The sequence below is a fragment of the Pseudomonas fulva NBRC 16637 = DSM 17717 genome, from assembly GCF_000730565.1.
Classification (GTDB): domain Bacteria; phylum Pseudomonadota; class Gammaproteobacteria; order Pseudomonadales; family Pseudomonadaceae; genus Aquipseudomonas; species Aquipseudomonas fulva.
Genome location: NZ_BBIQ01000002.1, coordinates 177995 through 196310 on the forward strand (window position 1 = coordinate 177995; position 18316 = coordinate 196310).

The following is an 18316-nucleotide window of genomic DNA, read 5'->3' on the forward strand; positions in this document are numbered from 1 at the left end:
CAATGGATCATTTGGTGCGGATGGCCAGGACCACGCCATTGGTCGTTTGTACGAGGACGTAACGATCGCCCATGCTTACCCAATGGCTTTCCTTCTCCGGTGCCGGCAGGCCTTTGGCTTTCCAGTCCTTGATGGCCTCATTGTCGCGCTTGTATTGATCCGGGGCTTTGTCGCCTTCTTTCAGTTCACGGTTGTGGGTGGCCGAATTCTGCACGCTATCGTCGGTAGACGTCGCTGCAGTGGCGACCATGGGCAGGCAGGGCAGGGCAGCGAGGAGCAGGTAGTGCAGTTTCATGGCGGTTTCCTTGTTGCGTGGTGTTTGTGCTAAGACAGCGAAAGTCGCGCCACAATTCACTCTCGTGCATGCCAGTGCTAGAGTCGCCTCCTTCTTAAATGATTTCGAGGATGGACCATGCGTGTGATTCTGCCCGTGGCCGCAGCCGTGCTGCTGGTCGGTTGTGCTTCTGCGACCATGGATGCGGCCCGTAGCGGCCAACCCACTACGCACATGAATTCGCGCAAGGCGCCTGAACGCGTTGCCCAGTGCATCCAGTACGGGTGGCAGGAAGAGCGTGTGTTCGGCCAGGACGCCAGCGGCTACCTGGAGCCGCGCAAGCAAGGTGGCTTTACCGTCTATACCCGCGAGGCCGAAACGTTCGTCGATGTCTACCCGCAGGACGGCGGTGCGCGTGTCGATTACTACACCCAGAACGACAACGGCGTCTCGTTGCAGCGCCGGGCGGCGGCTGCAACCTGTCTTTGACGGGCAAGGGGCGAGCCAGGGCTTTACACTTTTTAGCATCCGAACGCTGTCAGGTGTGTGGCATCGGCCGCTAGCATGCCCCATTACCCATCAAGGATGTCGCCGTGAACCCTTCATCACAGCTGAACCAAGCCAATTGGGACGAGCGCGCACCGCTGCACGCAGCCTCGCAGGACTACCAGTTCGATCAGTACGTCCAACGCCCTGCGCACCTTTCACAGACTGTTCAGTTCGACCTGCCGATGCTGGGCAATATCGAGGGGCAAAGGGCGGTGCACCTGCAATGTCACATCGGCACCGACACGCTTTCGCTTGCCCGGCTGGGCGCCGATGTGTGCGGCCTGGACTTCTCCCCGGCCTCCCTGGCGCAGGCCCGGCGCCTGGCAACCCTGTGCGCTACGCCCATCGACTACCATCAGGCCGATGTGTACGCCGCAGCCCAGGTGTTACCGGCAGGCACGTTCGATCTGGTCTATACCGGCATCGGCGCCCTGTGTTGGCTGCCGCGCATTGCGCCGTGGGCACACACCGTGGCAGCCCTGCTCAAACCCGGTGGCCGGCTTTTCTTGCGCGAGGGGCACCCCATGCTGTGGGCGGTCAATGAAGGCCATCAGGACCGCCTGCAGCTCGACTATCCGTATTTCGAATGCGAGCAGCCAACCGTATGGCAGAGCGACGAGACCTATGTGGCCACCTCGCAGCGATTGGCCAACACCCAGACCCACGAGTGGAACCACGGGTTGGGCGAGCTGATCACCGCGTTGATGGCCAACGGGTTGCAGCTGACAGCGCTGGTAGAACACCAAAGCGTGCCGTGGGAGGCACTGCCGGGGCAAATGGACAAGGGCCCGGACGGGGAGTGGCGGTTGCGCGAGCAACCCGCTCGCCTGCCGCTGAGTTATACCCTGACAGCCGTCAAAACCTGATCAGGACAGGTAGCCACCGTCGACGTTGAGCGCCGCCCCGGTTGTATAACTGGAGGCGTCGCTTGCCAGGTACAGCACAGCCCCGGCCATTTCCTTGGGGTCTGCCACGCGCTTGAGCGGGATCTGCTGTAGCGCGGTATTGAGGATAGCCTCGTTCTTGACCAATGCCGATGCAAACTTGGTGTCGGTCAGGCCCGGCAACAAGGCGTTGCAGCGAATCCCGAACTGCGCACACTCCTTGGCAAACACCTTGGTCATGTTGATCACTGCCGCCTTGGTCACCGAGTAGATGCCCTGGAACAGGCCAGGCGATACGCCATTGATCGACGCCACGTTGATGATGCTGCCGGCGCCATGTTCGCGCATCAGCTTGCCTGCTTCCACCGACATGAAGAAATAGCCGCGAATGTTCACATCCACGGTTTTCTGGAACGCCGCTGGATCTGTGTCCAGCACATTGCAAAACTGTGGGTTGGTCGCGGCATTGTTCACCAGGATGTCCAGGCGCCCGAACTGCTCGCGTATGCCGGCGAATACCTGCTGGATCTGCTCCAGCTCGCCGATGTGGCACGCCACTGCCGTGGCCTTGCCGCCGCCCGCGATGATGGCATCGGCCACGTGTTGGCAGCCCTCGAGTTTGCGACTGGAGACGATCACATGTGCGCCTTGCTGCGCCAGCACGTGTGCAATCGCCTCGCCAATGCCTCGGCTGGCCCCGGAAACAAAGGCGATCTTGCCCTGAAGGTCGAACAGGTGGGTATGCGGCATGCTGCTGGTCCCTTGTGGTCGTAAGGTGCGTTGGTTATCAGAGGCTCGACTTGGCAATGACCTGCAAGGTCATCTGCTCCAGCAGCCGGTTCATGTGAATGAACTGGGCGAAGCGCTTGTCCTGGGTCTGGCCGTGAAAATAACGGAAGTAGATCTGCTGGACGATGCCGGCCAGACGGAACAGGCCGTAACAGTAGTAGAAATCGAAGTTGTCCAGGTCGATGCCTGCACGCTCGGCGTAATAGTCCACGAACTGGCGCCGGGTAAGCATGCCCGCAGCGTTGCTCGGCTGGCGGCGCATCAGTTGTACTGGCGCCGGGTCGTCTGCCTGAATCCAGTACGCCAGGCTGTTGCCCAGGTCCATCAAAGGATCGCCCAGCGTGGCCATTTCCCAGTCCAGCACGCCAATGATGCACATCGGGTTGTCGGCATCCAGGATGACATTGTCGAACCGATAGTCGTTATGCACGATGGCAGGTGTGGCGTGATCGGCAGGCATCTTCTCACGCAACCAGGTCTTGACCTGCTCCCAGCGCGGGGCGTCGGGGGTCATGGCCTTGTCGTAACGGCTGGCCCATCCTTCTATCTGGCGCTGCACGTAACCGTCGGGCTTACCCAGGTCGCTCAAGCCGCAGGCGTTGTAGTCCACACGGTGCAAGTCCACCAAGCGGTCGATGAAGCTTTTGCACAAGGCCGTTGTGCGTGCAGCGTCAAGGTTCAGTGCCGCGGGAATGTCCGAGCGCAGGATGATCCCTTTGACGCGCTCCATGACGTAGAACTCACTGCCGATCAGGCGGGTATCGGTGCAGTACGCATAAGCCTTGGGACAGTAGGGGAACCCATTGTTGAGCTGGTTGAGAATGCGAAACTCACGGCCCATGTCGTGCGCCGACTTGGCTTTCTGCCCGAACGGCGGTCGGCGCAAGACCAATTCTCGATCGGCGTATTTGACCAGGTAAGTGAGGTTGGACGCGCCACCCGGGAACTGGCTGACGGCGGGCGCGCCGGCCAGGCCGTCAATGTGCGCCTTGAGATAGCCGTCGATGGCTGCCAGGTCAAGCTCTTCGCCGGAACGTACTTGCGTAGACTCGTCGGTGAGCGTCATGGGTTTTCCTTATTCTCGATCACGCGGACTATTTTGCAATCTAATGCTTGCGCTTGGTTGGGACAAGCGTCCCAGGTCGCCATTGGCCGGGGTGTTGCTGGTCGATCAATGCCCTTGATGCTTGCCGTGCCGACAAACGCCGGACCAAAAAAAACCGAAGCCTTGTGGGCTTCGGTTCAGGGTCATCCAGGGATGCTGCTCAGGACGGGAACAGTTCGCTGAGCTTCATCGACAGCATCATGTCGCCTTCCACGCGCAGCTTGCCACCCATGAAGGCCTGCATGCCGTCGGTTTCGCCGCTGACGATGCCCTTGAGTGTTTCGCTGTCCATCACCAACGTGCAGTTGGCGTCCGGGTTCTCGCCTTCCTGCAGTTGGCAGGTGCCGTCCTTGACGATCAGGGCGTAGTGCTTGTCTTCATCGGTAATGTTGAAGCCGAATACCAGGTCCAGGCCTTGGGCAGCGGATGGGTTGAATTTCTCTTGCATCTTTTTGACGGCATCAGCTACGGAGGTCATGGCGCATTCCTTATAGAGTGATTTTCACGTCCCCGCAGGGACACAACAGGCCGGGCTCACCGATAGGTGATGAGCGCCGGCGTCCTCAACAGTTGCACATGGGCTTGACTGTTGAAAGAAGCCAATGCCACGTCGCGGCCTTTGAACTTCAATTGGCTCAGCGACGTGTTGATTATTTGCCAGTTCAAGGCAAATGCCTGATCCGGGGTTATGCCTGAAACCAGGTGCAGCAAGGCGGCAATGGTGCCACCGGAGGTGAAAATGGCAATGTTGTCGCCATTGCCTGCGTTGTCCAGCACGCGGTTCAGCCCTTCGCGTACGCGGGCAGTGAACGCTTCCCAGGTTTCCAGTTCGTCGCTGCCATGGGTGCCTGCGTGCCAGCGCTGCACCATGAGTGCGAACAGGCGCTGAAATTCGCTGCGGTGATGCGTGACGTTGCTCAGGATTTCTGGCGCGTTGGGCTCGTCTATCGACAAGCCAGGCAACAGCGCGCGAATCACCCCATCGGCGTCGAACTCATTGAATGCAGCGTCGGTCTCAACAGCCGGCACGGCGTTGCCACTGGCCTGCATCGCTTGAAGGGCCAGGCGGGCAGTGTCTTGCTGGCGGCGCAGATCGCCCGCCACACACCGCTCCAGCCGTATCCCTAGCTGGGCAAGGTGCTCACCTAGCGCCTGGCTCTGGCGCACGCCAACGGGCGACAGCACGTCGTAGTCCTGTGCGCCGAAGGAGGCTTGGCCATGTCGAATCAGGTAGAGGTTGCCCACGAACGCTTCCGCTGTTGAAGGTTGCTGCCGAGGTTAGGGTGCGGTGCACAGCGCTGTCAACGAAAAAACATACAAGCGTTTGAAAAGGTCGTTTGAAAGGTGTTGCCAGCGTTTACATCCCCTGGCAGCGCCTGGGGTGCACCGGTATGCTTGTACCATTCACGCGCCTTCTGGCGCAGCTATCGAAGGAGTCACCGTGGAGTTTCTTGCCGAGTACGCAAGCTTTCTCGCCAAAACCGCCACCCTGGTCATCGCTGTTCTCATCGTGCTGTCGGCCATTGCCGGCTTGCGCGGTAAAGGGCGGCGCAAACCGGGTGGGCAATTGCAGGTTACCCGCTTGAACGCGTTCTACAAGGACCTGCGCGAGCGGCTGGAATCAGGCCTGTTCGACAAGGCTCAGCTCAAGGCGTTACGCAAGCAGCAGGCCAAGGCCGAGAAGAAAACCCGCAAGGTCAAGGCGGACGAAAAAGCCAGGGTCTTCGTGCTCGATTTCGATGGCGACATCAAGGCATCTGCAACCGAAAGCCTGCGCAACGAAATCACCGCACTGCTCACCCTCGCCACCCCTCAAGACGAGGTGGTACTGCGTCTGGAAAGCGGGGGCGGGCTGGTGCACAGCTATGGCCTGGCTGCCTCCCAGCTGGCCCGCATTCGCCAGGCCGGCATCCCCTTGACGGTATGCATCGACAAGGTGGCTGCAAGCGGCGGCTACATGATGGCCTGCATCGGCGAGAAGATCATCAGCGCACCCTTTGCGGTGCTCGGCTCCATCGGCGTCGTGGCACAGTTGCCCAACATCAATCGCCTGTTGAAGAAGCACGACATCGATGTCGAGATGCTGACTGCCGGTGAGTACAAGCGCACCCTTACCGTGCTGGGTGAAAACACCGAAAAGGGCAGGGAAAAGTTCCAGGAAGACCTGGATGTCACGCATCAACTGTTCAAGGACTTCGTCGCCCGCTACCGCCCCCAGCTGCACATCGATGAAGTGGCCACCGGTGAAGTGTGGCTGGGCATTGCAGCCCTGAACCGCAAGCTGGTGGACACGTTGCAGACCAGCGATGAATACCTCAGCGAACGCGCGCGCAGTGCCAACCTGTTCCACCTGCACTTCGCAGAGCGCAAGAGCCTGCAGGAGCGCATTGGCATGGCGGCCAGCGGCACCGTGGAGAATACGCTGGTAGGGTTGTGGAGCAAACTTGGCCGTCTGCGCTAACACCTTGAACCTGCTGAAATTTTTTTTCGTTCAGGGGGTTGCACGGTTACGTGAATGTAGACATAATGGCGCCCATCGAAACGCAGCACGCTTTAAAGGCGCAGTGTTTCGGGGAGATAGCGAGGTGTAAGCCGCTAGATCCTGACTTTGAGGCCGAGTAGCAAAGTGGTTATGCTCCGGATTGCAAATCCGTCTACGCCGGTTCGATTCCGACCTCGGCCTCCACCATTCGAAAGCCCCGCAGATTAACGTCTGCGGGGTTTTTATTTGCGCGCAGAAAACCCGGATCGTTTCCGCATCTTTAGGCATCGTTTCCGCATCAGCCCTTTATTTCGTCGGGCTGACCACCTCGCCGACACGGCGATATACCCGCTTGGTGATTTCCTCCTTGGAGTGTCCAAGTAGCCGGCTGGCGTGGCTGATGTCCTCAATTTCCGACGCCGCCTTCGGCCGGATATCACGGAACTGGAACTGCCGAACTTTGGTAGCCAAGTCAGAATTGCCATCAGCGGTCAGCTTCCTGGCGGCCTTGTCCCGCGCTTCGCTGAAGCGGTTCCTTAGCATCTCCCAGCTCATACGCAGGCCTGAGTCGTTGGTGATGAGGCGTGAGTTGCGTACACCCTGCAGCTTTCTCCGCTCCAGGAGCGTCTCGATGAACAGACCAAGGCCAGTGAGTTCGCCGTTGACATGCCGCCGGATGCGCAACTTCTTGTCGGTCTTATTCTGGTCGACCCACAGGTAGTCCTCGTCCAGGTCTACAGTGCTGAACTTCAGCGTGTCCGCAGGGCGCTGGCCGGCCAGGTAGGCTAGGTCCATGGCATCCTTCAGGCCCTGGTCGCCTTCGGCATACACCGCATCCCAGATTTCGTCGGCCGCGTAGAAGTCGCGTACCTTCTCCCTGTTGCGCCGAACCGCCAGGCACGGGTTGCGCTCGGCAAAGCCCCACTCCATGGCCATGGTGAAAACGTGCGACAGCAAGGCTATCTCCCGATTAGCCCGGGTCTTGGCGCTGCGGGCGTCCCGGTACTGGGCAATGACCGGCGGGCTGATGGCTTCGATAGGTGCATCAGCAAACGCCTTGCGCAGGCGCTCCAGTTCGTACTTGTTGTCCTTCTGCGTTCGTGGCGACTTGCCCGGGATGATGTCCCGCTCGTACCGGTCAAACAGTTCGCCCATCGTCGCCATCACTTTTGGCTTGGCCTTGTGCTCCAGGCGCGCCCATTCCAGCTTGGCCTCAGCGAGGTCAGTCCCCAGCGGCACTTCCTGCCGCTTCCCGTCACCATCCCTCCCGTCGTAGTAGTAGCCCACCCACAATTTCCCGCTTTTCAGCTTGCGGACCCGCCGCAGCATCCTTGGCGGCAGGTCCTTGTTCGATGCCTTCCTGTTGCGCATCCTTTACCCCACGCGCGATAAGTCCAATGTCCAGGTTTCGGTTGTTGCATTCGCCATGTTTGGCTTTACGCCGGCCATTTTCAGGCGGGCATATACCCGTCCCACAACCGGCCGCCGGGCACGGGTGAGCGTGTACTGCCAGCCGTTGTTGGCCAGCCAGGCGATTTGTTTGCTCGGGATCTGGTAACCGGTAATGCGGATTACCTCTTCCTCGTCGAGAAACTCGCTTGTATGTTCCATGGGATGGTCTCCACGCCGCCGGCGGCGGCAGGTTGGTGGTTAGTCGAGCTGGTAGTAGACGTGACAGTCGACGCCTTGATCTTTGAGCGACTGGTGCATGGCTCGCACGCCCGCACTGCGCTGGTTGCCTTGGCCGGGCCAAGGTGTGTCGAGGTGGATGCCCTGGCGGTGCCAGGTGGTGCGCTGCTGGATATAGCCGGGAAGGCTCGGTACCTGATTGGCGCGAAGACCGGGAATGGGAATGACGACGCGGTCGAGATTGGCGTTACCGCCGTCGTCAGCACAGGCGGCAGCTGCCTTTTTGCCGGCCTCGATGGCAATGCGCACCTTATCAGGCAGGCTGGCGAGTTCTTGTTTCGTCATGGCAATAGCTCTCCATGCCCGCGCATGTCGGCGGGCTTGAGTAGTTGGGGGAGGGGTTACGACTGGGCGTTGCGAGAGAGCGCGTGCGCCAGGTGCAGGGCGTAGGTCGAGACGGCGCGTCAGTAGGCGGCCATCGGCCCCTTGCGGCGAAGCCAAGAGTTATCTGCCTCGGCGTCAGCCTGGGCGCGCAGTTCGCGAAGCACTGCTTCGATCCGCGCCCTGTCCTCGGCCGGTAGCTTCAACAGGGCCCGGCCCGCTGGCAGTTTCAGGAGCGGATTGATGTAGCCCATGTGGCCTCCTTCTTAATGTCGATCAGCAGCTCCTTCGGTACCTGGACGGTGTCGCCAAGCCTTGCACTGACGATCGCGCGCATCGCCGCGACCAAGTGGGTCAAGCCATCCGCGTCACCCGCAAAGTCATCCAGTCCGATGACGGCGAAGAACGAGTCTGAGTAAAGGCCGAAACCGATGCGGTATTTCGCTACCAGCGGCCCTCCCAGTGTCCAGGCTTCCCATGGGTTGTAGCGCTCGCAGCGCTCAGTCGCCTCCCCCCGGTAGATGGCGAACACGCGCAAGCCGTTGCCGTACTGAGGCGGCTCGAGGTGTAGGGCCAGGCCCTCAGCAATACCTACCGCCCAGCCTAGGGCCTCGCCGGCGAGATCTGCCGTCTTCACGTAGATCAGGTCGGTCATGGCATCTGCTCTCCGCGCTGAGCGGCAACGCTGACGATGGCAGTCCGCGCCGCCTTCCGGCGATCGCCCTGGGCATACTCGCTGTTCACCCAGATCATGGTGTCATCAGCCCATACGGCCTCATCCTCACCAGATCCTTCGACGTTGATCTGCATGCCCAGGCCAATTGCCAGTTTGAATGCATTGCCGTCGTTGATGCTGGGGTTCCAATGAGCACGAGTGCCCGACTGCCCCTTGATTCGCAGCGGCCATATCGGATCGCGGCAGGTGCAGGGCTCAACTTCAAGCCCGGCGGCCTTGGCGGCCAGCAGCAGTTCTTCGATCTCGGTCACAGCTCATACCTCTCATCAATCCAGCGCCCAGGCACTGTAGTGGTTGTTCAATTAGTTACTGAGCTTTGATAATAATTAGCCATTCATGATGCTCTATAGTTACTTTCACTCTTTGGATAATTATTATCACGACGGGTTTTAATGTTTTTTTCTCAATTGATGCACGATATCTTGCTTGGTGCTTTCCAATTCGCTAGTTTGTTTGTTGCCGTTAACAATCACGTTTATCAGGAGTTGATATGGGAAGCTTCATGGTTGGCGAAGAACACTGTCCTTCGAGAGTCGCGCAGTGGCGTGGGCTAAGGCTTGCATGGTTTGCGGTTGGCACAATCGTTGTCTGCATTGCTGTCTGCGTTTTGTTTTTTCTTTCCGGGAAACTAGGAATTGAAATCTTGGTTTATGGATTGCCCGCGTGTTGTGCGGGGCTTGGATTCGTTAGCAGAATGTGCGCGAAGGCGAGAGGCAGGCTTTTTCAAGGTCATTATTTGGAGCTATCCAAACCTCTAGTAATGACTGAGTTCGTGAGCAAAAGTCTTGCCGGTGTATGCATGTTTATAGGCCTCATGGTTCCTTTATATTTATTATTCGTGCAGCTGTGAATAGAGGGGAGAGGGTTTACAGCGGGGTGGGATTACTGCTTTCTGGTGAGAGCGCCACGCGCACACCAGGCGCTATATGCGTGACGCATCCAGTCTTGGATGAACACCCCGGCATCGGTCTTGCGGTAGTCGGCTGCGGCGAAGTGTCGGTCGGCCCATTCGCGGAACTCGCCTTCCTCGCACTCCATGCACTGGTTGCCCAGGTCGCGGCAGATGGCGCAGTCGTGCGGCGCTTCGTCTTGCTCTGCGCTCGCTTCCAGGAACTCAATGATCTGCTTGCGCGGGTCATCATCTGGCTCCAGCCAGTTTGCGAGCCGAATGCTCGCGGTATGCAGTAGTCGGCGCGATTGGTCGAGTTGTCCGCGCAGTTCATCGCGCTCGTCGGCGGCTTTGCAGTAGTTGCGGTAATGGCTAGCCTGCCATTCCTTGAACTGGGCCGTGACGCGCGCTATCTCGCTCGGGCTGTCGCATGGGCCAAGTGGCACCATGGGTTCGCTCCGCTCCTCGGAATCCCGTTCCGCGCCATTCTTGTGCCACCAGATGGCAGTACCAACCATCCAGGCAATAGGGGCGGAGTGGTTCTGTGCGGCGGCGCGTTTGTTCCACTCTTTCACTGCCTGGTCATGGCCTGGTTGGTCTTCGCATTCGTGCTGCTGAACTCCGACCGGGCCGCGAGCAAGGCAGGCTGAGTACTCGTCAATTCGGCCCTGGCAGATGACGACTGAGGCATCGCTGTCGAGCTGCTCAACGAAGGCATCTTGCTGACCGCAGTGCGGACACGGGCTCAGTTGAGCGGCCATTTCTGTGTTGCTGGATCGGTTTTCTGTGAGCATGGGATCGTCTATCCATTCAAGATGGGGTAGCCGTACGGCTACCCCTGTGTTGGAGGGTTACGCGAAGTGCCAGAAGCCGTAGTAGTGGGCGATGGTTGCAAGGATGACGGCAAGGAGGAACCCTGCGCCAAGTGAGCTATTGATTTCCTGCTCGTGGTACTCCTTGCAGCGTTTACAGATTTTGCTAGGCATAGCTATTCCTCTATTGGGTCATGGAATCAGGTAATGACTCACATGCATTGATAGTGGGAAGCGGATGCCCCCTATTCTGGCTGTCTCAGACTGCCGTTCGTCGGGTCTATTTTTTAGGCGGCTATTGATGTGGCAGCGCACCATGGATCGTTTGCCCGGGCAAGGGCCGCCATAGGCGGCGGGCTGACGCTGTTGCCGCACATGTGCACCTGCTCGGTCTTGGTGAACGGCTTGCCGTCGGCACCCTTGTCGATGATGTAGCTGTCGGGGAATCCCTGGGCGCGGTACAGCTCGTGCGGCTGCAGCATGCGCAGGCAGATGTCGACTATGACGTAGGGCGTGCCCTTCACGAACACCGTGACAAGACCCAGCCGATCCTTGGTGGTAACTGTTGGCGCAGGCGCGTCTGCTGCGCTGGTGTTCTCGGTGCCGTAGTAGCTGATCAGGAACGCCGCTACGCGCAGGGCACCTTCTTCATGCTCGGACGATAGCTTGTACTCGACCAGTGCATGATGCTCAGCGCCTGCAGTCAAGGTCGGCACTGGCTCATCAACGGCCCGGCCCACGCAGTTGCGGCGGAGGGTGGCCAGGTTGGCCGTCACCAGGCGCTGCTGGCTACCAGTATTGGTGACTGTGGTCAGTGGCTCATCCGCGCCCTTTGCTGGCGTGGTGTTGAAGCCGCCGTTGGCTTGCTCGATAAATGCTGTCACCAACGCCCGATGGCTGCGGGTCATCAGCGCGCCCATTGGCTGGTCAGCTGATACCGGGTGACCGGCATACACTGGGCCGCCGGCCCCGACCATCACTGGGCTGGCCATCATCAACTCACCGCGGTTGGCAGCTGTGACCGTGGGCAGCGGCTCGCTAGGGTCATTCACCCTGTCGGCGCCCTGATGGGTGGCAGGCAAGATTACGGCGCTGGACAGCGCGTGCTTCACGCCGCCGGCTACAACAGTGCCCAGCGGCTGGTCCAGGCCAGGAACTCGCGGCTGCTGCCCAACACGCTCTCCGTATCCGGTCTGCACCAGGGTTGGGCTGGCCATTGCGAACGAACCGCTCCGCGGCCATGAGGTAACGGTACGCAGCGGCTCGTCGGCAGGCTGGGCCAGTTCGCCCGACCAGTTCGCGATCGGCACGATGAAGGGCTGGGGGTTGTCCAGCACGAACTTCTTCATGCCCTTGGCCACCCGCCGCAGTGTGGCGTCGGCCAGTGCTTTCTTGCGGCTGAAAATGCTCTTGCTCGGGACGGTCCAATCGATACAGTCGGCGGCAGTGCGCCACTTCTGCTGCCCCTTGGCTGGGTTCTTGGCGTGGGTCGGCTCTGGCCACACGATTGGCTGACCGTCGCACCTGGCGATCATGAACAGGCGCTCCCGGCTGGTTGGCGCGCCGAAGTCGCAGGCCTTGATTACTCGCCATTCCACCTGGTAGCCCATGCCTTCCAGTAGATGCACGAAGCGGCGCCACGTAGTACCGCGGCGCTTGGGATCAGGCACGAGGAACTGCCGCTGCACAGGTACGCGCTCGCCAATGGTGGCCACGGTGCCGTCCAGCTTCATCACCCGGCCGGCGGCCTTGTCGCGCTTGGCGACCAATGGACCCCACTGCAGGATCTGCTTCACGTTCTCCAGGCTGATGACCCGAGGCCTTTTCTTGCCGGCCCACTTCAGGCCGATCCACGACAGGTTGCGGATCTCGCGCTTGCGCGGCTGTCCGCCGGCGGCCTGGCTGTGGTGGGTGCAGTCGGGTGACATGTGGAACCAGCCAACCGGGAGCCCCTGACACTCCACGTCTGGATCACCATCGAACACATCCGTGGTGAAGTGTCTGGCGTGCGGGTGGTTGACGGTGTGCATGCTGATCGCGGCTGGGCTGTGGTTCTTGGCCACATTCACTGCGCGGCCCAGGCCCATTTCCAAGCCAGTTCCGGCACCGCCGCCACCGCAGAAAAAGTCAACAATTATCTCGTCATCCTGAGGGAAAAATCCGAGTCCGTACTGAGTTTTGAAGTCGAGGGGGTTTTTTTTGTGAAATCTAGACATGTTCTGTCCTCGCCAGGATGGCGCGATTCGATGGGTTGAGTTAATACTCGCGAACGGCATACGGCCGGACTAAAAGGAATTGGAAATGAGCCAGCTACAAGCGCAATTGGATGCAATAGAACACTTGCTGATGGCAGTACTCAGAACTAGCGGATCAAGCATCCCGAGCACAGTAGTGTTCAGAAATGCTGAATCATCGCTAGCAGGTGCAGATGGGCCGCCAGGTACTGATGAAAAGACAGCTGCTAGAAATTATCTGGATCACCTCAAGAAGCAGCTCTAAAACTTATCGCAGGAAAGCCTGAGCGCTTCGCGCGCCCTGAAATTCTCAAGCTTCCGCGCCACAGCCGGTGATACCGTTATTTCGTGGCGCAGCTGCTCGCGCGGCACGCTGCCGATCCCTGTATTGCTGGATCGGTTTTCTGTGGGCATGGGGATACCTCAAGGCTATGCTGACGTCTTCGGTGGAGGGAAACCATGGCGATTTCAGTTGATTCAAAGGGGCGGCCAATTGACCAAGTTTGCAGGTACTGCAAAGGAGAGTTCAGTTCGAAGTCGCTGAAGAAGCACCTCGAGAAGTGCATGGGGTCGGAAGGAAAGCGTGTTTGCGATCTGACTGGGGCGGCCCGCGCAAGACGGCTCAAGGTCCTCTTTGAAGGACCGCAGAAAAAGAAAAAGCGTCGCAGTGTTTACACCGTTGGCGGCGGGGCGTTTGGACTAGGAAAGAGCCGGAAGCACTAGGCTCGTTTTAGGATTTTGCGATGATGTCGGCCTCTGCCATTTCGCAGAAGAACGAGCAGGATGGGATTTTCTCGTTGCGACGCACTGGGCCGTCGCCGAGGTCGCGCAGGGATAAGCGCACGTTGGTGTCGCGGTTGCGGAACAGGTAGGAGCCTGGGCCCAGTTCGTCCTGAATCACGCACAGCGCCTCGAACTGCTCCGGGAAATCCTCGCGTATGGCCCGGAAGTAACCCTCACCACCTTTCACACAAGCGATGCAGTTGGCGTTGTGGTAGCCCATCCGGTACATCAGAGGCAGCTCAATGCCGGATCGCTGGATCATGGCCTTACAGTCTTCTTTGCCCAGCCCGCGCTCGATCAGCGGAGCGATGACAGGACGGTCCGGATTGCGCTCGCGGAAGTCCTCGAGCCGATCGGCCTCCTCGGCCGTATAGCCGAAGACCATAACGTCTCCGGGTTGCTTCCATTTGTCGAGCAAGCGCCGCTTCAAGATCTTGGTGCAGGGAGCACCGGTGCGGCCCTTCATGTACCGCTCACGGCGAAAGACCTCCAACACGTTGGCGCCGTACTTCTCGTCACGCAGGACGGTTATTGGCTGGCCGAACCAGATCTCGCAGTCCTGGGCGAACCGCCGGTTGTCTTCGTGCTCATTGGCGAGGAAAGCGTTCACGATCTGGACGTCATGGGTGGCGCTGTATTGGGCCAGGGCCAGCTTAGTGGCCACCGCCGAAGCGGCGCCGCAGCTGAACTGGCACACGATGCGGTTGGGCATAGGACACACTCTCGTAATGGAACTATAGTTAATGTCCTTGCTAGGAATGCAAGATTATGGAGGTGTTATGAATGTGCAAGTGGTAGGTGATTTGTCGGATGATGTGGTTATATGGAGATACATGGGGCTCGATAAATTCGTTAACCTTCTGGAAGACTCGGCTTTATTTTTTTCGCCTCTTTCGTTTTACGAGAAAACCGATCCATTCGAAGGCTATCCTCCTGCCAAAATTGTTCAGTTAATGTATTCGATAAGCGACCCCTTTTACGAGACAATAAAGGGCAATATCGAAATATTTGACTCATACGCTTCAAGTCAGGCTGGTAATGCTAAGTTTATTCAAAGTCTAGAATATTTGAGAAAGAAAATTTCGGAGAGGCCGGCGGATTTTCGTAATTCATATTCAGCAATTGCCAAAAGCACATTGGTTAACTGCTGGCATGCGAGCCCTCATGAATCTGAGGCCATGTGGAAACTTTACGGAGAATCGCACAAAGGTGTAGCAATCAGAAGTACAGTGGGAGACCTCCGTAAAGCTTTGGAAGGGGCTCAGCAGATAGACTGGGTTCAGAAAATGTTTTTGGGTCAAGTTAGATACTTAGACTATGCGGACCCTGGGATAACCCCGAAAGATTGTCTTGTGGGTGGAATTATGACGCCACTTTTGAAAAGAATTTCTTTTGCCCATGAAAAGGAAATTCGAGCGTTTTTTGTCGCCGATGTTAACTATAAAAATTTTAGTACCTTCACTCCAAAGCCATATGAGATGAAGGTTGATGTGTCCCAAATTCTGGGTGGCGTATACATTTCGCCGTACGTTGATATTTCCTACGGCAAGGCAATAAGGGCAGTATGTCGTGTATATGGTTTGAAATGTAATGTAATCGAGTCAAATCTTTTGAAGGGCGAGGATTCGATATATGAATTTCTAAGTGGAGAAGTATGAATTATTCGAGGTTCTACGCCACATGTACAGCCACATGTGGCGTAGGTCAGTCTATTTGCTATCAAAACTACCTAGCACCAGCTTGGCCGCATCGCCTACCTTGCCCTCGAGCACTTGCTTGAATTCCTGAGCAATCGCCTCGCGCTGCGCTTCCTCGCCCAGCCAACGAAGTTTCAGCTGCGGTTGCGAACCGCTGGTTATAACCGACACGCGCAGGCGGATGGTCTGCTCGCCCAGGCCTTCGAACGGAATGACCTTGAAGTCGAGCCAGGCCGGCAGGGTTTCCTTGCTGCTGGCCTCAATCGAATCCATGGCGCTGCGGCTGGCGCGGGTCTCGCTGACGGCGTGGTCGCTTTCGGACGAAGCCTTGACGGTGATTGTGCGCACAGCTGCGATGGCCTTGGCGATGCTCATCACGGCGCCGTACTCGTCGGTCGCGACCAAGTGCTGGTGCCAGTCCTCGATCCAGTCGCTCATGGCCCTCTGCACCAGAGCCTGGCCACAGATGGCCTGTACGGCGGCGAACGCGGCCGAAGGCTTGAGTCGCAGCACCGCACGGTCGTCAGCGTGGCCTGGTAGGTCCGGCGTACCCAGGTTGAACAGCACCACGCAGGTCATGGCGTCCTGATCGATGAAGCCGCGGGCGTCAGGGGCTGCGCGTTCGACCACATATGCGCCGAAGTCGACCAGAGAGTGAGTGGAGTAGGTGCCACGGAAGCGGTTGCGGCCTTCTTGGTATCGTTCCAGGTCAACCACGTTGAAATGCTGCGGCACCACAACAACCGGGCCTAATGCGGGAAGGTCTCGGCCGGCGGCGGCAATGGTGGTTTCTTGGATGAGTTCTAGCGCTTCTTTGGTGAGGGACATGCGGGTTTTCCTTGGTGGGGTAGGGATCAAGTACGCGGATGGACCGGAGCTTCATCACGGTTGAAGAGCTGGTCGTGCTTCTCAGGGAATAGCGAAATGTTGCCGCCGGTACCGACGTACATCGGCGTGTCCAAACTGGTGTTTTCGCTGCGATCACCGCGTTTGGTGGGCACCTTGTAGGCCAGCTTGTGCTTGATCTTCACCTGGTGGGAGTCACCGATCTGGCTGAAGTCCAGAGTGATGGTGATCTTGCCGGCCTTGCCGTGATCGACCACGCCGGCGGCTACTTCTGAGAGAGCGTGGCCGATCTGGCTGGCGAATGCGCCGCCGTTGAGCTCCTGGAGGAACTCGGTAGTATCTGTAGGTGTTGGCATTGCTGATGCTCCGAGAGGACAAGGCCGCTGGGCGGCAGATTGATGTATTGCTGGCGCCGGCCGTGCCGAACGCGTGCGGTGATGCGCTTCATGCTGCTTTCTGCTGACTCCATGCGCCGACGGCGGCAAAAATCTTTGCGGCCTCTGCCTCGTCGAGCGTCGTATCGGTAGGGATGGCGATCCAGCCGGTGGCTACCAGGTGATTAGGGTTGGCTGTTGCCCGCAGGTCTGTGTAGGTCGCTTGGATCACATTAGTGAGGTGCTCGGCCCGATAGTTACCTTGGGGCGCGACTTCGATCGATTTGTGGTACCGCTCGCCGAACTCAGTGCGACACAGCACGCTGAGGTAGATGGTCCAGCGGTGAGGGATATCGCAGACGGCGTCTACGATCTGTCGGACGCGGATCTGCTTGAGGTTCTTCCAGTTGATCAGCACCTGCTGGCCGCTTGGATCGATATTCACTACGGCGGCATGGTTTGCTGACACCAGGGCGCGGCAGGTTCGATCCAACCGGGCACGCATGTTGTGAGGCTTGCGCTTGCTCATTGACGCAGGCCTTTGCTGGCGGCGCCGGCTTCCATCGCTGAGGCAAATCGCAACGCGGCTTGGTAGGAAAACGCAAAGCCCTGGACAGCGCCGGTAGTGGCGTCAACTACGTCCCACTCCTGGCCCTGACTGGCTACTTGAAAGCGCGGCGCGCCGATCCTCTCGCGAGTCTCAGTCCGCACAATTTTGCTGCGCTCGAGCAGGGCGGCGAGCACGGCCAACTTTTCCTGAAACGCAGGATGCATAGCAGTTCGCATGAGTTGATCCTCGGTGAAGGTCAGGCGTGAAGTTCCAGGCTTTCAGCCCGGCGAAGGATTCGAACTTGAGCGGTTCGGCGTTCCGGTGCACGGCGGTCGCGGCGCATCGGATCGTTGTCGTTGATGACTGAGTGCATGGCGATGAGCCCGGCCAGCACGATGCAAAGCGGACTGATGATCTGCTGGCGCATGGCCTTGGTGACCGCTTCAATGCGGCGCCCGGCCTCCAGCTTGAACAGCGCAGCCTCGATACGGTTGGCCACGGTGCCGGGGGTGACCGCCATCTGCCGCGCGATCTCTTTGGTGGTCAGGCCCTGGGCAACCCAGAGCAGTGCTTCCAGCTCGCGTGGTGCCAGCGTCTTGCCGAGCTGGCCAGTCCATGAGCCGCAGGTGATCGTCTCCATGATTATCCTCAGCAACCGCATTGGTCAGGCGTCAGGGCGGGTGACCAACCCCCGCGCAGCCGAGGAGCGCGAGCCTGGCGCCTGCCAATGCGGTCGTATGTGAAGGGAAGGGGATGCGGGATGCATCGGAGATTGATCGGAACACCAGGGCGCTACTCCTGCTTGGTTCCCGCCGCGTTTCTGGTATTGGCCGTCTCGCATATACCGGCTCAGGAGGTTCACGGGTCTTTGCGATCCTAGCGCTGCAGCTCGCTTGAGCACGCTCCGATCAATCTCCAATGCAGCCTGCGATGGGGAGCAGGGCATCGGGCCGTCTTTCCGGCTGTCTTGGCATCAGATGATCGCGGCCAGCGTGCGTGTGCCATCGGCATGCTGCGTGGTTACGTGAAGTGCAGGAGATGCATAGCGTCCCCGCTTGATTAGGCCGAATGCCTGCTGGAACGCTGGGTTAGGATTTCCATCACCATCCGGGGTGAGACTGGAACAGAGCAGCCCAGTGCAGTCCTCACCGTTTGGCCCCTCGCCATCATGGCCGATGTCGAAACTGGCTATCATCGCAATGCCTTTTGACTTGCAGATCTCGATGATCTGTAGCATCAGAGGGCTGATTTGCGCGTCATAGATTTCTTCTTTGTTCACGATGTGGGCCTCGGTTTAATTTC

Annotated in this window: 26 protein-coding genes and 1 tRNA gene; 6 read left to right on the forward strand and 21 right to left on the reverse strand. The window is 58.9% G+C overall.

Annotation, left to right across the window (positions count from 1 at the left end; all coding sequences use genetic code 11):
- Positions 1-7: 7 nt before the first annotated feature.
- A complete protein-coding gene (locus tag PFU01S_RS03290; RefSeq protein WP_027916144.1) occupies positions 8-295 on the reverse strand; it encodes an RcnB family protein in 288 nt (95 codons plus the stop codon).
- 117 nt (positions 296-412) lie between these two features.
- On the opposite strand from PFU01S_RS03290, the gene PFU01S_RS03295 reads away from it, so the two are divergent.
- Positions 413-763: a hypothetical protein gene (locus tag PFU01S_RS03295; protein ID WP_023535507.1), complete on the forward strand. Its 351-nt coding sequence runs from the start codon at positions 413-415 to the stop codon at positions 761-763.
- A gap of 104 nt (positions 764-867) precedes the next feature.
- Positions 868-1689 carry a class I SAM-dependent methyltransferase gene (locus tag PFU01S_RS03300; RefSeq protein ID WP_027916143.1) on the forward strand — a complete coding sequence of 274 codons (822 nt, stop codon included), beginning with the start codon at positions 868-870 and terminating at the stop codon, positions 1687-1689.
- On the opposite strand, the gene PFU01S_RS03305 is transcribed toward PFU01S_RS03300, so the two are convergent.
- The 4 genes from PFU01S_RS03305 to PFU01S_RS03320 form a co-directional block, all read right to left on the reverse strand.
- Complete coding sequence (locus PFU01S_RS03305) at positions 1690-2457, reverse strand: SDR family oxidoreductase (protein ID WP_027916142.1); 768 nt, start codon at positions 2455-2457, stop codon at positions 1690-1692.
- A 37-nt stretch (positions 2458-2494) separates the two neighbouring features.
- Positions 2495-3562 (reverse strand): phosphotransferase family protein, encoded by a 1068-nt coding sequence (locus tag PFU01S_RS03310; protein ID WP_028686509.1) that lies wholly within the window; start codon positions 3560-3562, stop codon positions 2495-2497.
- A gap of 199 nt (positions 3563-3761) precedes the next feature.
- On the reverse strand, positions 3762-4079 hold the full coding sequence (locus PFU01S_RS03315; protein WP_027916140.1) for an SCP2 sterol-binding domain-containing protein: 318 nt from the start codon (positions 4077-4079) through the stop codon (positions 3762-3764).
- 56 nt (positions 4080-4135) lie between these two features.
- The gene (locus tag PFU01S_RS03320; RefSeq protein ID WP_027916139.1) at positions 4136-4846 is read right to left on the reverse strand and encodes a histidine phosphatase family protein; all 711 of its coding nucleotides are present in this window, start codon (positions 4844-4846) and stop codon (positions 4136-4138) included.
- Between the two features lie 196 nt (positions 4847-5042).
- On the opposite strand from PFU01S_RS03320, the gene sohB reads away from it, so the two are divergent.
- On the forward strand, positions 5043-6062 hold the full coding sequence (gene sohB / locus PFU01S_RS03325; RefSeq protein WP_027916138.1) for a protease SohB: 1020 nt from the start codon (positions 5043-5045) through the stop codon (positions 6060-6062).
- Between the two features lie 151 nt (positions 6063-6213).
- A tRNA-Cys gene (locus PFU01S_RS03330) sits at positions 6214-6287 on the forward strand.
- Positions 6288-6389: 102 nt separating this feature from the next.
- Here the strand turns inward: PFU01S_RS03330 and PFU01S_RS03335 are convergent.
- From PFU01S_RS03335 to PFU01S_RS03370, 9 genes are all read right to left on the reverse strand, one after another.
- Positions 6390-7454: a site-specific integrase gene (locus PFU01S_RS03335; RefSeq protein WP_033736544.1), complete on the reverse strand. Its 1065-nt coding sequence runs from the start codon at positions 7452-7454 to the stop codon at positions 6390-6392.
- Between the two features lie 3 nt (positions 7455-7457).
- Complete coding sequence (locus PFU01S_RS03340; protein WP_028686507.1) at positions 7458-7694, reverse strand: DUF4224 domain-containing protein; 237 nt, start codon at positions 7692-7694, stop codon at positions 7458-7460.
- 39 nt (positions 7695-7733) lie between these two features.
- Positions 7734-8057, reverse strand: coding sequence for a hypothetical protein (locus PFU01S_RS03345; protein WP_028686506.1), 324 nt, complete (start codon positions 8055-8057; stop codon positions 7734-7736).
- Between the two features lie 119 nt (positions 8058-8176).
- On the reverse strand, positions 8177-8347 hold the full coding sequence (locus PFU01S_RS22315; protein ID WP_169738682.1) for a hypothetical protein: 171 nt from the start codon (positions 8345-8347) through the stop codon (positions 8177-8179).
- Positions 8323-8748 (reverse strand): phage protein NinX family protein, encoded by a 426-nt coding sequence (locus PFU01S_RS03350; RefSeq protein ID WP_042139082.1) that lies wholly within the window; start codon positions 8746-8748, stop codon positions 8323-8325. Before PFU01S_RS03350 ends, PFU01S_RS22315 begins: the two co-directional genes overlap by 25 nt.
- Positions 8745-9080, reverse strand: coding sequence for a hypothetical protein (locus tag PFU01S_RS03355; protein ID WP_028686505.1), 336 nt, complete (start codon positions 9078-9080; stop codon positions 8745-8747). The genes PFU01S_RS03350 and PFU01S_RS03355 overlap by 4 nt, the downstream gene beginning before the upstream one ends.
- Before the next feature lie 631 nt (positions 9081-9711).
- Positions 9712-10512 (reverse strand): Lar family restriction alleviation protein, encoded by an 801-nt coding sequence (locus tag PFU01S_RS21385; RefSeq protein WP_050437969.1) that lies wholly within the window; start codon positions 10510-10512, stop codon positions 9712-9714.
- 57 nt (positions 10513-10569) lie between these two features.
- A complete protein-coding gene (locus PFU01S_RS22530) occupies positions 10570-10704 on the reverse strand; it encodes a hypothetical protein (RefSeq protein WP_255212315.1) in 135 nt (44 codons plus the stop codon).
- Between the two features lie 113 nt (positions 10705-10817).
- Positions 10818-12746, reverse strand: a complete 1929-nt coding sequence (locus PFU01S_RS03370; protein WP_028686504.1) for a DNA cytosine methyltransferase — start codon at positions 12744-12746, stop codon at positions 10818-10820.
- Between the two features lie 85 nt (positions 12747-12831).
- On the opposite strand from PFU01S_RS03370, the gene PFU01S_RS21580 reads away from it, so the two are divergent.
- Positions 12832-13029, forward strand: coding sequence for a hypothetical protein (locus tag PFU01S_RS21580; protein WP_081783922.1), 198 nt, complete (start codon positions 12832-12834; stop codon positions 13027-13029).
- Positions 13030-13494: 465 nt separating this feature from the next.
- On the opposite strand, the gene PFU01S_RS03380 is transcribed toward PFU01S_RS21580, so the two are convergent.
- Entirely contained in the window at positions 13495-14259 is a 765-nt protein-coding gene (locus tag PFU01S_RS03380; protein WP_028686502.1) for a hypothetical protein, read from the reverse strand.
- A 67-nt stretch (positions 14260-14326) separates the two neighbouring features.
- On the opposite strand from PFU01S_RS03380, the gene PFU01S_RS03385 reads away from it, so the two are divergent.
- Positions 14327-15205, forward strand: coding sequence for a DUF2971 domain-containing protein (locus PFU01S_RS03385; protein WP_028686501.1), 879 nt, complete (start codon positions 14327-14329; stop codon positions 15203-15205).
- Positions 15206-15256: 51 nt separating this feature from the next.
- Here the strand turns inward: PFU01S_RS03385 and PFU01S_RS03390 are convergent, their stop codons facing one another.
- The 6 genes from PFU01S_RS03390 to PFU01S_RS03415 form a co-directional block, all read right to left on the reverse strand.
- The gene (locus PFU01S_RS03390) at positions 15257-16072 is read right to left on the reverse strand and encodes a DUF2303 family protein (protein WP_028686500.1); all 816 of its coding nucleotides are present in this window, start codon (positions 16070-16072) and stop codon (positions 15257-15259) included.
- Between the two features lie 26 nt (positions 16073-16098).
- Positions 16099-16446, reverse strand: a complete 348-nt coding sequence (locus tag PFU01S_RS03395) for a YfdP family phage-associated protein (protein WP_028686499.1) — start codon at positions 16444-16446, stop codon at positions 16099-16101.
- An 88-nt stretch (positions 16447-16534) separates the two neighbouring features.
- A complete protein-coding gene (locus PFU01S_RS03400; RefSeq protein ID WP_028686498.1) occupies positions 16535-16993 on the reverse strand; it encodes a hypothetical protein in 459 nt (152 codons plus the stop codon).
- Positions 16990-17250 carry a hypothetical protein gene (locus tag PFU01S_RS03405; protein WP_028686497.1) on the reverse strand — a complete coding sequence of 87 codons (261 nt, stop codon included), beginning with the start codon at positions 17248-17250 and terminating at the stop codon, positions 16990-16992. The genes PFU01S_RS03400 and PFU01S_RS03405 overlap by 4 nt, the downstream gene beginning before the upstream one ends.
- 20 nt (positions 17251-17270) lie before the next feature.
- Positions 17271-17654: a response regulator transcription factor gene (locus tag PFU01S_RS03410; protein ID WP_023535468.1), complete on the reverse strand. Its 384-nt coding sequence runs from the start codon at positions 17652-17654 to the stop codon at positions 17271-17273.
- Positions 17655-17987: 333 nt separating this feature from the next.
- Positions 17988-18293: a hypothetical protein gene (locus PFU01S_RS03415; protein ID WP_028686496.1), complete on the reverse strand. Its 306-nt coding sequence runs from the start codon at positions 18291-18293 to the stop codon at positions 17988-17990.
- Between the last annotated feature and the right edge of the window lie 23 nt (positions 18294-18316).

Coding starts and splice junctions, on each gene's coding strand:
- PFU01S_RS03290 (WP_027916144.1), bottom strand. CDS start 295: ATGAAACTGCACTACCTGCTCCTCGCTGCCCTGCCCTGCCTGCCCATG.
- PFU01S_RS03295 (WP_023535507.1), top strand. CDS start 413: ATGCGTGTGATTCTGCCCGTGGCCGCAGCCGTGCTGCTGGTCGGTTGT.
- PFU01S_RS03305 (WP_027916142.1), bottom strand. CDS start 2,457: ATGCCGCATACCCACCTGTTCGACCTTCAGGGCAAGATCGCCTTTGTT.
- PFU01S_RS03310 (WP_028686509.1), bottom strand. CDS start 3,562: ATGACGCTCACCGACGAGTCTACGCAAGTACGTTCCGGCGAAGAGCTT.
- PFU01S_RS03315 (WP_027916140.1), bottom strand. CDS start 4,079: ATGACCTCCGTAGCTGATGCCGTCAAAAAGATGCAAGAGAAATTCAAC.
- PFU01S_RS03335 (WP_033736544.1), bottom strand. CDS start 7,454: ATGCGCAACAGGAAGGCATCGAACAAGGACCTGCCGCCAAGGATGCTG.
- PFU01S_RS03340 (WP_028686507.1), bottom strand. CDS start 7,694: ATGGAACATACAAGCGAGTTTCTCGACGAGGAAGAGGTAATCCGCATT.
- PFU01S_RS03345 (WP_028686506.1), bottom strand. CDS start 8,057: ATGACGAAACAAGAACTCGCCAGCCTGCCTGATAAGGTGCGCATTGCC.
- PFU01S_RS22315 (WP_169738682.1), bottom strand. CDS start 8,347: ATGGGCTACATCAATCCGCTCCTGAAACTGCCAGCGGGCCGGGCCCTG.
- PFU01S_RS03350 (WP_042139082.1), bottom strand. CDS start 8,748: ATGACCGACCTGATCTACGTGAAGACGGCAGATCTCGCCGGCGAGGCC.
- PFU01S_RS21385 (WP_050437969.1), bottom strand. CDS start 10,512: ATGCTCACAGAAAACCGATCCAGCAACACAGAAATGGCCGCTCAACTG.
- PFU01S_RS22530 (WP_255212315.1), bottom strand. CDS start 10,704: ATGCCTAGCAAAATCTGTAAACGCTGCAAGGAGTACCACGAGCAGGAA.
- PFU01S_RS03370 (WP_028686504.1), bottom strand. CDS start 12,746: ATGTCTAGATTTCACAAAAAAAACCCCCTCGACTTCAAAACTCAGTAC.
- PFU01S_RS21580 (WP_081783922.1), top strand. CDS start 12,832: ATGAGCCAGCTACAAGCGCAATTGGATGCAATAGAACACTTGCTGATG.
- PFU01S_RS03380 (WP_028686502.1), bottom strand. CDS start 14,259: ATGCCCAACCGCATCGTGTGCCAGTTCAGCTGCGGCGCCGCTTCGGCG.
- PFU01S_RS03385 (WP_028686501.1), top strand. CDS start 14,327: ATGAATGTGCAAGTGGTAGGTGATTTGTCGGATGATGTGGTTATATGG.
- PFU01S_RS03390 (WP_028686500.1), bottom strand. CDS start 16,072: ATGTCCCTCACCAAAGAAGCGCTAGAACTCATCCAAGAAACCACCATT.
- PFU01S_RS03395 (WP_028686499.1), bottom strand. CDS start 16,446: ATGCCAACACCTACAGATACTACCGAGTTCCTCCAGGAGCTCAACGGC.
- PFU01S_RS03400 (WP_028686498.1), bottom strand. CDS start 16,993: ATGAGCAAGCGCAAGCCTCACAACATGCGTGCCCGGTTGGATCGAACC.
- PFU01S_RS03405 (WP_028686497.1), bottom strand. CDS start 17,250: ATGCGAACTGCTATGCATCCTGCGTTTCAGGAAAAGTTGGCCGTGCTC.
- PFU01S_RS03410 (WP_023535468.1), bottom strand. CDS start 17,654: ATGGAGACGATCACCTGCGGCTCATGGACTGGCCAGCTCGGCAAGACG.